The organism is Acaryochloris marina MBIC11017, from assembly GCF_000018105.1.
Taxonomy (GTDB): domain Bacteria; phylum Cyanobacteriota; class Cyanobacteriia; order Thermosynechococcales; family Thermosynechococcaceae; genus Acaryochloris; species Acaryochloris marina.
On sequence record NC_009925.1, the window covers coordinates 4,461,924 to 4,474,120 of the forward strand.

At 48.3% G+C, this 12,197-nt stretch carries 9 protein-coding genes; 3 read left to right on the forward strand and 6 right to left on the reverse strand.

The features are described 5' to 3' along the window. Positions 1-47: 47 nt before the first annotated feature. The 5 genes from AM1_RS37675 to AM1_RS20110 all read right to left on the reverse strand — a co-directional run bounded on the left by AM1_RS37675 (position 48) and on the right by AM1_RS20110 (position 7,079). Positions 48-2,819 carry a hypothetical protein gene (locus AM1_RS37675; RefSeq protein ID WP_148215784.1) on the reverse strand — a complete coding sequence of 924 codons (2,772 nt, stop codon included), beginning with the start codon at positions 2,817-2,819 and terminating at the stop codon, positions 48-50. Then, positions 2,764-3,147, reverse strand: coding sequence for a hypothetical protein (locus tag AM1_RS20090; RefSeq protein ID WP_012164733.1), 384 nt, complete (start codon positions 3,145-3,147; stop codon positions 2,764-2,766). The genes AM1_RS37675 and AM1_RS20090 overlap by 56 nt, the downstream gene beginning before the upstream one ends. Then, positions 3,104-4,765, reverse strand: a complete 1,662-nt coding sequence (locus AM1_RS20095; protein WP_012164734.1) for a G8 domain-containing protein — start codon at positions 4,763-4,765, stop codon at positions 3,104-3,106. Before AM1_RS20095 ends, AM1_RS20090 begins: the two co-directional genes overlap by 44 nt. Positions 4,766-4,811: 46 nt before the next feature. Beyond that, positions 4,812-5,871 (reverse strand): IS630-like element ISAcma28 family transposase gene (locus tag AM1_RS39900; protein WP_076611764.1). Its coding sequence is split into 2 segments (ribosomal slippage): positions 4,812-5,393 and positions 5,395-5,871, totalling 1,059 coding nucleotides; the frame shifts between segments, so codons are not numbered across the junction. A gap of 845 nt (positions 5,872-6,716) precedes the next feature. Continuing rightward, positions 6,717-7,079: a TfoX/Sxy family protein gene (locus AM1_RS20110; RefSeq protein ID WP_012164735.1), complete on the reverse strand. Its 363-nt coding sequence runs from the start codon at positions 7,077-7,079 to the stop codon at positions 6,717-6,719. A gap of 72 nt (positions 7,080-7,151) precedes the next feature. Between AM1_RS20110 and AM1_RS20115 the strand changes: the two genes are divergently transcribed. The 3 genes from AM1_RS20115 (at position 7,152) to AM1_RS20125 (ending at position 9,464) form a co-directional block, all read left to right on the forward strand. Then, positions 7,152-7,544, forward strand: coding sequence for a DoxX family protein (locus AM1_RS20115; protein WP_012164736.1), 393 nt, complete (start codon positions 7,152-7,154; stop codon positions 7,542-7,544). A 22-nt stretch (positions 7,545-7,566) separates the two neighbouring features. Further along, positions 7,567-8,925: a guanitoxin biosynthesis MATE family efflux transporter GntT gene (gntT, locus tag AM1_RS20120; RefSeq protein ID WP_012164737.1), complete on the forward strand. Its 1,359-nt coding sequence runs from the start codon at positions 7,567-7,569 to the stop codon at positions 8,923-8,925. A 65-nt stretch (positions 8,926-8,990) separates the two neighbouring features. After that, positions 8,991-9,464 carry a hypothetical protein gene (locus tag AM1_RS20125; protein WP_012164738.1) on the forward strand — a complete coding sequence of 158 codons (474 nt, stop codon included), beginning with the start codon at positions 8,991-8,993 and terminating at the stop codon, positions 9,462-9,464. Positions 9,465-9,484: 20 nt separating this feature from the next. Here the strand turns inward: AM1_RS20125 and alaS are convergent, their stop codons facing one another. Further along, the gene (gene alaS, locus AM1_RS20130; protein WP_012164739.1) at positions 9,485-12,106 is read right to left on the reverse strand and encodes an alanine--tRNA ligase; all 2,622 of its coding nucleotides are present in this window, start codon (positions 12,104-12,106) and stop codon (positions 9,485-9,487) included. Between the last annotated feature and the right edge of the window lie 91 nt (positions 12,107-12,197).

Sequence of the window (12,197 nt, forward strand, 5' to 3'; positions counted from 1 at the left end):
GTTATAGGCCACAATCGCAACCAGTTCATCCGTTGTTCCTGGGGTATTTAAGAAAATGGCTGTTCCTGATTGCATACCCGCCGGAGCTGCCCCCAACCGATAGTCAGTGGCTTGTCCGTGGAGTTGAATTTTATCCCCACGAGATTGCTTGAATCCTTTGACAGGGCATAATCTTCAGCCCCTAATGTATTATTTTGGCCATCATTGTAGAATGCTTGACTGGCATCTCCCAATACAAAGGTATTGATACCAGTCCAGGCCGTGAGGATGTCTTGCTCACCTCGACCGGCTTGGGTCTGGGTTGCATCAACCCCCATTAGCAAGTCATTGCCATGCCCCCCCTCAACGGAATCATTACCTCGGCCTCCAGTTAGGGTATCGTTACCCCCTTCACCTCTGAGGGTATCGTTGCCAGCATCACCCATTAGCCAGTCATTCCCGTCTTGGGAAGAGAGCAGATCATTACCATCCCCACCATGGAGGGAATCATTACCTGCGCCACCACCGAGGGAATCTTGTCCCTTTCCACCATAGATAAGATCGTTACCAGCAGCGGCCCAAATTTGGTCATTGCCATCTTCACCCCAATGACTGTCATTACCAAGGCCACCGGCTAAGTAATCATCCCCACTACCTCCCCAAAGGGCATCATTCCCGGCCTCGCCATATAGCCGGTCTCGCCCCATTCCACCTCGAATAAGGTCATCTCCTTCATAACCATATAGGCTATCTTCACCGTAGTCGCCTTCTAGAGTGTCATTTCCTAAAGCACCGTAAAGCGTATCATTACCCCAGGAACTGAGTAGTTGATCATCACCACGCCCACCAAATAAAGTATCGTCACCGCTATTACCAAAAAGTTGATCTTGACCATCACCACCATTGAGGTGATCATTGCCATTCCCCCCCATCAACGAATCAGCATCATTACCCCCACTCAAGGTGTCACTTCCAGAGCCACCATAAAGAGAATCATTGCCAACATCTCCGTAGAGAGAATCGTCCCCTCCATCCCCTCGCAGCTCATCATCCCCCGCGGCACCATTGAGCGTATCATTGCCATCCGCGCCGAGGAGTCGATCTTGGCCAATGTCTCCATAGAGGGTATCGTTACCTTCACCTCCTGCAAGGGTATCGTTACCTTCACCACCATTTAGGTTATCGTCACCTAGGGCTCCGTCTAAGCGATCATCGCCTTCTAAACCATAGAGTCTGTCGTTACCTGAACTGCCCCAGAGGGAATCATTTCCTGCACCGCCATTGAGGGTGTCATCGCCATCCCCACCATATAAGACATCAAGACCAGCACCGCCATTGAGGTTGTCATTGCCATCCTGTCCAACGAGGGTGTCATTATCGTTGCCGCCATTGAACTTGTCATCGCCAGTGCCACCATCGAGTAAGTCGTTGCCATCTCCCCCATACAGATCATCGTTACCGACCTCGCCATGCAAGTGATCATTACCGGTGCCACCATAAAGGCTGTCGTTGCCACCTGCACCACGAAGCGTGTCATTCCCACCCCGTCCTTCCATATACTGGTTGCGATCGCTTCCTCGCATCCAGTTATTAGCATCCGTGCCATCAAGGAAAAAGTGGTTATCTCCACTGGGAATGGGAGAAGGCGTTGGTGTGGATATCCCGTTGCCAAACAACCTCACATCATCCAGCCCTACAAAGTCTCCCTGATCTTTCGTTCCTCGGGTATTCACTTGAAACAGTAGAAAGTCATATCCCTGCTTGAGATCAACATTCCAGCGAAACGATTGCCAATCAAAATTAGTACCACCGAGGGTAACGTCCGCCAGCTTCACCCGTTGCATGGGCAACGTCCCTGCTCGTTGTGGGCCAGAGGTTAAATACAGGCTATTTTCAAACTGACCATTAACCCCCCAGAGGGTAATGTCAATATCATTGTTGAGTTTCCCGCTTTCTTCAGTATTCTTGAGCTTCAGCCCCAGCGTTTGCATTCCTCGGCGGATGTGTTGGTCATATATGACTTGAGCGAGCCCTGTTCCATAGTGATTGGGAGACGATAGCACTGCTGCACCGTTCCCGATTGAGGCATTTCGTCGAACACCAGGAGTGGCTAACCAGCTTAAATCAGCACCTGCACTATTCCCTCGATAGGCAGCACCAAATGCAGTTCCTGAGCGAAAATCATTGTTCTGAAAAGGGTTGAGGTAGTTTGCCCTCTGAACATTGAAGGTTTTCGTAAGGGTATGAGTGGCCCCCTGGTTATCCCACACTGTCAGGGTAACGGCTTGACTAAACTGATGGCTGACTTGCCGCCCAAATTTATCGATTTTGCCATCATTATTGAAATCCCAACCGTAGGCTGCAATCGCATTACTCGCTAAAGCCCTGGTGAGTCCCTGACCATCAGGCTTTAAGGGGTCAGTATCGTAGGATGCACCAGCATCAAACGCCAATGCTAAACCACCGATGGTCTTGCTATTGAATAAAGCCACAGGCAAAGCATTATTACCTGCACCAATAAAACGAGTGTTGTTGATTTTTAAATTTTTGGGAAAATCATCTGGGCGAGTACCATTACCAAGGGGTGCTCCGCCTATAGCCGAGATATTGTATTTATTCCGACTGAAATAGCTATTGTTGAGGGAGGATGCAATAAAGTCTTGGTGGTGATTGGGAAATTCAATTTTGAACCCCTCATTAAACCCTTTGACTCGCAGCTTATTGAAGTTGATATTAAAAGAGGCGTGGTTCTCAAAAATTCCTCTACCACGGGGTTGATCAGGATTACCGATGATCAAGCCATTTTTGATATCCGTGTAGGAGCTGTACTGAACTTTCACCCCTGTGCCCCGAACTCCCCATACTTATAAAGTCATCAATGGTGGAGCGTAAATTATGAGCCGTTCGAGGGGAAGGACTATCTAACGAAAGCTGTCCATCAAAATTGGTCTTATGGGCCCATAGGTTAATGCCATCTCGGGTATTGTAGCTTTGGAAACCGGTCAGCTGCCGCAGAGGAATATCCGTTAAATCAACTTCAGTTTGCCCTGATGGAGCAACCAACGCTCGAATCGCTGGCGGCAATAAAGCCACTGAGATCGTACCTTTATCTCGAAAATCCTGGTCAGGTCGCAATGTATCGCCAAAGTATAGATATACCCGCATCATTGGCACTAATCGCAATATTGTCGGTCATGGCCACTTGAGCTGAACCTTGCACCCAAAAGCCTTCACCTCTGAATCCAAAGTCAAATAATCGCTCCCGCGTTTTTACGGTTTGACCAAGGGTTCGCCAGTCTGCTCCAGTGGTTTTAAGCGTGAGATTATTGCGCCAGGCTCCGATTTCATTACCGGATTCAGCGACTATACCAGCCCCCACGACATCGAATACCACATTGTCTTCCAGTACAGCATGACTATCATGGTGGACAATTCCCCAGCCAGGAGTCCCGACGACAGCATTGCCACGAGCTATAGCCGGAATACCAGTGATATCATCTGCACCTGTGCGATGAAAATGTAGGCCATATCGTCCACGACGATTGCTTCCCCCACCTGATGAACCATCTACGTTAGTTCCAGGATCATCAACCACTTTGCTCTTATCTGAACGTCCTAAGTTGTAGAAACCTGCATTGGTAACCACAACATCAGGATTATGCATAAACATAACGTGAGCCCGTTGCTGGGTCGGCACGGTAGCCGCATTCTCAGTCTCGAACGTAACGTTCCGGGTCGTATTGGCCACATACAGTTTGAGCTGTCCTTGTTCGGCAATATCAGGAAACTGATGGTCAAACCGAAGTACGGTATTGTCGCCAGCCGTGATGTCGTTATTGGTGAAATACACTCGATTCCCATCGATACGAGTGATGGTTAACTCTTCATCCTGAAATCGAGAATTATCTGCATCCGATTGACCGTAACGATAATTGGTGCCCCCTAACACAATCTGATCGCCAACCTGCCAGCCTTTCGGCACACTCTTGAGCACCAAAACATTATCGCCTGCACTCACTTCCCCTTGAAGTGCCAGGAAGTCGGTCTTCTCAGCACCATAGATCCTCGCTTTGCCATGGCTGATCAGTCCTCGACTAAGTAAGGTTGAATCCCATGACTGATCAATAGCACCATCTGCAGTAAAGATAATTTGAGTCTTAACACTGGCTTGAACGGGATTGCTTTCTGAGCCAATCATCAGCTCACCCGAGGGTGCGACCACAAAGGTATCCACCAATAGCTTGGTATCTACGTTATGGGCAAATTGCAAGGAACCATCGACCCGTAAGGTCTCTAAGCGAGTATCACTCACACTGTCGTAGGTAACTGAGATGCCTTCTTTAATCAAAACATGGGCATCATCGGTTGGAATTTGCCCCCCTTGCCAGGTAGTGGGATCAAACCAAGATCCATTTTTGATAGCAATATGGGTGGCTTGTGAATGCGGGACCAAATCCAGTAAAGCGCTATGAGTCATCTGCTTAGCTGGATCATGGGGATGAGCACCATGGCCAGATCCTGAGGCCATAGTCATTCCTGAATGCTGGGAACCATGATTCACTGAGGCCATAGCCATTTGAGGCATGGTGGCAGTTGCTGTCGCACTGAGGGACGCAGCGGAACTAGCCATCAGGGCTTGAGGTTGGGAGGTGGAAGTGGAGATGGATTGTGGTGTAGAAGGCGTCCCTGTACCTGAAAGCCCGATTACCCCTGCATTACTATCAACTTGAGAAGAAGTACCTAAAAGGTTTTTGGACAGGGGATTTGAGTTGTGATTGCCAGCCATATAGTGTCTTGTCGTTTAGAGTTTCATGGGTCTTATACCAATTCACTTATTGAGTGACCTTTATAGTCAAAGCATCCAAGATATAAGAATATCCCGTTAGAGAAGCCACCACCTTCTGGGAGAGGGTATTGATATGCTCAAATAAAGCGGTCTCCAGTGCCCCAATAGAATCAAAGTTTTTGCCTTTGAAAGGCTTTCTTAGGTCCTGCCATAATCGCTCTGCCGGATTGAGTTCTGGACTATGAGACGGCTGTACAATCGGCAACACATTCTCAGGCCATCGAACCCAAGTCGCCATATGGGCTGCGGCTTGATCTATTTGCATCAGATTGAGACTCTGGGGAAACGCCAAGCTGAATTGCTCCAGGAAGCGCTCAAAACAAACACTATCGAGATGAGAAAACCGATAGAAGAAACTGTCTCCTGTGAGAGGTTCGACAGCGCCATAGAGCCAGAAAGCCTCTCGGGGCCACTGTACCGTCACCACAGGTTTGACACCCCGCAACGTTAGAACCCGACCCGTGAGTGTCTTGAGTCCCCAGCGGCTTTCATCCATGCACCAGTAGCGCACTGGGTGTCCTTGGGCAAAATAGCGGGTCATTACCTCAATCACACGAGGAAGTTTTTTAATAGGCTTGTTGTTGAGCTTCCTCTGTCTTGCGTGAGCGAGGTCGAGGAACTTTGAGCTTGGCTTTGAGCCGATAATGCACGGTTTGATGAACCGTTTTGTAGGGTACGTCTAATCCACACTCATCTAAAAGCCATTGTTGAATCGCCCCGTAGCTCTCAAAGCCCCTGGGGTCAGCTAGACGAGCTTTCAGCTTTTCGAGGACCTCTCCACCAATCATGGGGGGCTTCCCAGGAGAGGTAGGAATCTCCAGCATTGCCTGTAATCCCCCTGATTTATAGAGTTTGATCCAGCGATACACCGTGGATTCCCCTCGTCCGGTCAGGGTTGCCAACTCCATGCGAGTGGTGACTTGACCACTTTTGAGCCAGTAGAGGGCTTGCAAGCGTTCTTTGCGACGACCGGAGGATTGTTGACGTAATAAACGTTTGAGTGTGTCTTCACTTTCACAGATATCAATTCGTAAGGGTCTGGGCATGAGGGATAAGTATCAGCAACGCGCTACTCCCATAATACAAGTCACACATATATGGAATTGGTATTACTCAGAAGAAGAAAGCTGACTTTTTGAATGCTCTGCTCTATTGCCAAACTTCAAGGAAAAGTAAGCTTAATCATGAGTTAATGGGCCTAACATAGATCCCCCAAACTCGATTATTTTATATAGAAAGAATGAATTTCCCGAGAAGATTGGTGATGATTTATCGTTAATTGAGCAACCACAAAATTGCAAAATTGTCACGATTTATTTTCTCTATAATTTGGGTCAGCCAGTTGCTTAAAAGATAGATTGCTGACTACCTAGAGAATGAAAGACTAGGGCTATAGGTTCCTGGTATATAGAGCAGGACGAGGTAAGCTTTCTCCTCGCACTTAGTATGGCAATACCTAGTTTGAGATCGTGTTTGAGAACAGCAAGTATCGGTATAATTTACGTTGTCGTTTTGTATAACTTAACAATAAAAGTTATACTGCAACCAAAGTATTTTTATTACAACGTCATAGATTAACTCACATTGATTCCCACCAGAATATTCAGTTATCCAGGCCACAATTTAAGAGATTCAGTCTCGAGATAACCAGTCTGACCCTTCAATTTAGCCCAACTACCATTCATCTCTAATTGGCCGAAGTAATAGCTGATCTAGCCTTCTCAATATTGATCATTTGTCGCCTAGATCACAGAAATTCAGTCCCATCTATTGTGGGGCTCTAGATAATATATCCTTTATAAAGATGCCGAATGCCACTGATCAATACAGCGATAAAAAAATGCTCTGAGTAGCAGTTCATCATCAATCTAGATGTGGTGCTCTGACAGCATTACTTAGCCAATTTAGATTTAGGCTTCTTCTTCGCTTGATTGCGAAGAGCAGCTTCTACGGCAGAGTCCAACCACACCTTCAGTTCATCTAAATTCTCGTAAATGTCGATTGGCAAGAGATAGTAGGACATCACCATAGGCTTCTCTTTACGATCGTAGATAAATGGTCTGCTACCTGCTTCAACAAAAAATGGTTGATTTTCTCCATCCGCTTTGAGATAAATCCGTTCATCTGCAATCAAGGCAAACATCACCCCTTCCACGTATAGACCATGTCCTCCAAACATAGGTCGAGCAGAAACGGGGGCCAGATGGTTGAGGCGTTCCAATACTGAACTGACAAATGTCGAGGATGTTGGCATGGAAATGTGCTTTCTCCGAAAGGATAGATATACGGTTGAAGAGCAAGCTTAAAATCTCAGTTGAACCATAGCATGAACAAAACAATAGCTCGATGGTTTCTAGCCTTAGGAATGATGACAGCGGGCACCTTTCATTGGCTGACGCCCCATCCTTTTGTCCAAATGATGCCCACCTTTCTGCCTTATCCCTTGGAGTTAGTTTACATTAGCGGTTTCTTTGAGATTCTAGGGGGTATCGGATTACTCATTCCCCGAGTCAGTCGAGCCGCTGCTTGGGGGCTTATTCTCCTATTTATTGCTGTATTCCCAGCCAATATCAATATGGCAGTCAACGACCTAGTCATCGATGGACTGCCCCATAATTTGGTGGCCTATTGGTTAAGGCTTCCACTCCAAGGAGTCTTAATTGCATGGGCTTGGTGGTTTACAAAGCCAGATTTACCAGCTAGTCAAAACATTCGCTGATTCAGCACCTTTCGCCCCTGCCATGGCCTCGTCCACTCCCATCAATCATGATCTCAAGTCTTTTTTTCGGCTAGCTATCATCAACGTCCTTGCTAACTTGATGGTGCCCCTGGCAGGACTGTTTGATGTTGCTTTTTTGGGGCATCTCGATCAGTTGTGGTATTTAGCTGGCGTTGCCCTGGCCACGGTGCTGTTTAACTATCTCTATTGGACCTTTGGCTTTCTAAGAATGGGAACCACGGGTATGACAGCTCAGGCCTTGGGAAGAAATGACTCCGACGCAATGCTGCTAGTGGGCCTTCGTAATGGGGTAGTCGCTGTAGGGTTAGGGCTGGGTATTCTACTCTTGCAATGGCCGATTAAAGCGTTGGGATTTAGTCTGCTGAGCGCCATGCCAGCAGTCAAAGCGGCCGGTATGGACTACTTTGACGCTCTGATTTGGGGAGCACCCGCAACATTGCTCAATTTTGTCGTGGTGGGATGGTACTTAGGGCGAGCCCAAAGTCGAAAGGTCTTGCTGCTGTCTGGAGTCAATAATTTTACGAATGTCGGCTTCAATTACCTCTTTATTGTTCAGTGGGGATGGCAAAGTACCGGAGCCGGTGCTGCTACAGCTCTGAGCCAATATCTAATGCTGGGGGTAGGATTAGCCTTGATAGGTAGAGATATCTCCTGGCCTCAACTCCAAACGGTCTGGCCCCAAGTGCTTCAAGGAACAGCGCTTCGGCAAACATTGACCTTCAATCGAGACATCTTAGTACGAACCTTTGCCCTGATTTCTACGTTTGCCGTATTTACCAACTTAAGTTCTGACCTAGGTACAGATGTCTTATCAACCAATACCTTGCTGTTACAGGTGGTCACCCTTGCATCCTACTTTATCGATGGCATCGCGTTTGCGATGGAAAGTGTAACGGGGGTTCTGAGCCAGCAAAATCAACCTCAGCGTTTGCGGCAGCTGCTGACCTTATCAGGTTTTACCAGCGTTGGCTTAGGGGTTGGTTTCGCCTTAGCGTTCTATCTATTCCCTCAACCGCTATTTAGTCTGCTCACCCATCATCCAGAAGTTTTGGCCCAGGTCAATCAGTATGTGGTTTGGCTTCTGCCTGTATTGGGTTTCGGTGCGATTGCGTATTTGTTAGATGGTTATTTTCTAGGCTTAACAGCGGGCCAACACCTTCGCCATTCTGTATTAATCGCCACATTGTTTGGGTTCCTTCCTCTAGCAATAGCGTCATGGTATTGGCAGCAAGTTCACTTGCTCTGGTTAGCGCTAGCTCTATTTATGGGCAGCCGGGCCATTGTCATGGTCATCCAAGTTCCTCGGTCACTCAAGCGTGCCCATGGAACACCTGTTGTTCATTCTGGTCAAAAAGGGTAGGGACCCTCTGCTATGGATCTGGCGAGCCTCCCGGTTACTGACGGATAGAGTCCAGGACGTACCCCATGTTCAGAAAAACTCTGCTGGCTTGTTTTCTCACCCCCATCGGCCTCATCCCATTCCTTCAACCTCAAGCTGCTTGGGCCTGTAGCTGTATGCAAAGTACACCAGAAGAGCAGATGGAACAGGCGGATGTAGTGTTTACAGGGCGAGTAATTGATCGGAAGATGAAGGCCATTGAGACTCAGCCGTTTGGTGGTCGTACCTGGGTGCAATGGACTTTTGAAGTGGAATCAGATCACAAAGGATCTGTATCTGAACAAGTGACGGTTGAGAGTGCGTCTAATAGTGCGGCCTGTGGGATTAATTTTCAACTCGGAGAGCGCTTTCAGGTGTTCGCCAATCAGAACAAAACAGCTCTAAGGGCTTCTCTCTGTTCCGGCACACGAGCTTTGAGAGATGGTCAACAAGAGCAATCTCAGGCACCATCCCCATGCGCAGGTGGGCATGGGAATAGGGCACCTGAAGCGACAAACTGATTCGATGGTCAGTTTTCCTCTTATTTCAATTGAGCTAAAAGCTGCTTCTGAGCATCATCCAAAGCATCTGCTAATTTACTTGGATCCCGTCCGCCTGCTTGAGCTAAGTTGGGACGACCGCCGCCGCCGCCGCCGCATTGTTTTGCGATCGCACCCACAAACTTCCCAGCCTGCAGGCCCTGTTCAATCACCTTCGGACTAAATGCTGCCACCAAACTCACCTTGCCTTCCGCAGGTACAGACCCCAGAACCACCGCACCTTCACCCAGTTTTTGAAGTAGCCTTCCTGCAGCCGTTTTCAAGGATTCGGAATCAACCCCTTCCAGTTGAGACACCAAAACTTTAACCTCGCCCGCTGGTTCCGCTTGGTCTAGAAGCTGTTCAGATTTAACTAACGCTAACTGCGCTTTTAGGGTATCCAATTGTTTTTGAGCCGTTTTTAGGTCCGCTTGTAGTGTCGTGATTCGCTCTGGCAGTTCTTCCGGCTTCGCTTTAAACCGATCGCTCAAATCCCGAACCACAGCATCCCGAACATTTAGATACTCTAGGACAGCAGGGCCAGCAATAGCCTCAATCCGACGCACACCTGAGGCCACACCTGCTTCCGTCACGATTTTGAACAGGCCGATTTCCGACGTATTCTTCACATGGGTGCCGCCACAGAGTTCCATAGACACCCCCGGCACATCCATAACCCGTACTTCCGCCCCATATTTTTCGCCAAACATAGCCACAGCCCCTTTGGCCTTGGCCTCCGCAATGGGCATCACTTCCGTTTCAGTGGTATGGGCTTCAGCAATCCAGGTATTGATTTGGGTTTCAATTTCCTGAATCTGTTCAGGGGTGACCGCCTGATTGTAGTTAAAGTCAAACCGCAAGCGATCAAAGGCCACAAGGGAACCGGCTTGGCCGATGGATTCATCGACAATATTTTTCAAGGCCGCTTGCAACAAGTGAGTAGCCGTATGATGGGCTTGCACTTGGCGACGGCAAGCCAAGTCAATCTGAGCTGTTAGCTTATCGCCTACTTCCAAAGTGCCCCGCTCAATCCGACCATAGTGAATAAAGATGTCCGATTCTTTCTGAACATCTTCGATCCGCACCACCACATCCTTGCCATTGAGATAGCCGCGGTCACCAATTTGTCCCCCAGATTCGGCATAGAAAGGAGTTTGATCCAGAGCAATTTGCACCTCAGAACCTGCCGAAGCTTGATCAACGGTTTCTCCCTTCACCAGCAGAGCAGCCACTTTAGCTTTTGCAGAGAAATCGGTATAGCCCAGGAAGTCTGTGGGATGAACGGTGGCAGCTAATTGTTCCAACGCACTTTGTACCGTTAGATCAATGGTCTTATGGGCACTACGACCGCGATCTTGCTGTTCTTTCATGGCTTTAGCAAAGCCGTCTTCATCGACCGTTAGCCCTTGCTCTGCAGCAATTTCTTGGGTCAACTCTAGGGGAAAACCATAGGTGTCATATAGGTCAAAAGCGTCTTTCCCTGAAATCTGCTTGGGCTTTTTCGCCATGATTTCGCCTAGCAGCTTTTCACCCCGATTCAAAGTCTTGAGGAACTGCGCTTCTTCCCGCTCCAATTCTGTTTTGATGATTTTTTCCCGTTCTCGCACCTCAGGATAAGCAACTTCCAGAGACGCGATGGCTGTTTCCGCCACTTGGGTAATAAAGGCCCCGTCAATGCCAATCAGTTGACCATGACGGACCACTCGCCGTATCAACCGTCGCAGCACATAACCCCGCCCCACATTAGAGGCGGTAATCCCATCGGCAATCATCTGCACCACGGACCGCACATGATCGCCCACCACTTTTAGGGACGTTTTGGTCTTCGCCTTGCTCTTCTTATATTTAATACCTGCAATTTTGGCAGCGGTTTCAATAATCGGAAAGATCAGATCTGTCTCATAGTTATTAGGCACCCCTTGCAGGATCTGGGCCATCCGCTCCAGTCCCAAGCCCGTATCAATATTCTTGTTCTTGAGAGGGGCCAGCTTCCCGTCACTATCCCGGTTGTATTCCATAAACACCAGGTTGTAGTACTCAATAAACCGGGTGTCATCCTCTAGATCAATTTTGTCGTCCCCTTTCTCGGGATAGAAGTCGTAATACAACTCCGAACAAGGGCCACAGGGGCCAGTCGGCCCTGAAGCCCAAAAGTTATCCTCGGCTCCCATTCGCTGAATCCGATGTTCGGGGATACCAATTTTGTCCCGCCAAATGGCAAAGGCTTCGTCATCTTCTTCAAATACGCTAGGCACGATGCGTTCGGGAGGGAGCTTGTAGACTTCTGTGGAGAGTTCCCAAGCCCAAGCGATGGCTTGTTCTTTGAAGTAATCTCCAAAGCTAAAGTTGCCCAACATTTCAAAATAGGTGTGATGTCGAGCGGTTTGCCCCACGTTCTCAATATCGTTGGTGCGAATACATTTTTGGGAGGTGGTGGCTCTGGGCACTTCGGCTTCTCGTTGGCCCAAGAAGATCGGCTTAAAGGGCAACATCCCAGCAATCGTCAGCAGGACAGTCGGATCTTCGGGCACCAGGGAGGCGCTAGGCAGGATTTTGTGGCCTTTGGCGGCATAGAAGTCGAGAAAGGTTTGTCGGATTTGAGCACCGCTAAGAGACGCAACCATAAATCTAAAGGAACAACTCGATTAATACGTATATCAATCATGCCCTGTCCTGACTGCTTTGTGCAGGGGCTAACTAATAATGCCTAAATGC

Bases quoted from the DNA above. Each gene is read 5' to 3' on its own strand.
- AM1_RS20110 (WP_012164735.1), bottom strand. From the start codon at position 7,079: ATGCCAACATCCTCGACATTTGTCAGTTCAGTATTGGAACGCCTCAAC.
- AM1_RS20125 (WP_012164738.1), top strand. From the start codon at position 8,991: ATGTTCAGAAAAACTCTGCTGGCTTGTTTTCTCACCCCCATCGGCCTC.
- alaS (WP_012164739.1), bottom strand. From the start codon at position 12,106: ATGGTTGCGTCTCTTAGCGGTGCTCAAATCCGACAAACCTTTCTCGAC.
- gntT (WP_012164737.1), top strand. From the start codon at position 7,567: ATGGCCTCGTCCACTCCCATCAATCATGATCTCAAGTCTTTTTTTCGG.
- AM1_RS20090 (WP_012164733.1), bottom strand. From the start codon at position 3,147: ATGATGCGGGTATATCTATACTTTGGCGATACATTGCGACCTGACCAG.
- AM1_RS20095 (WP_012164734.1), bottom strand. From the start codon at position 4,765: ATGGCTGGCAATCACAACTCAAATCCCCTGTCCAAAAACCTTTTAGGT.
- AM1_RS20115 (WP_012164736.1), top strand. From the start codon at position 7,152: ATGAACAAAACAATAGCTCGATGGTTTCTAGCCTTAGGAATGATGACA.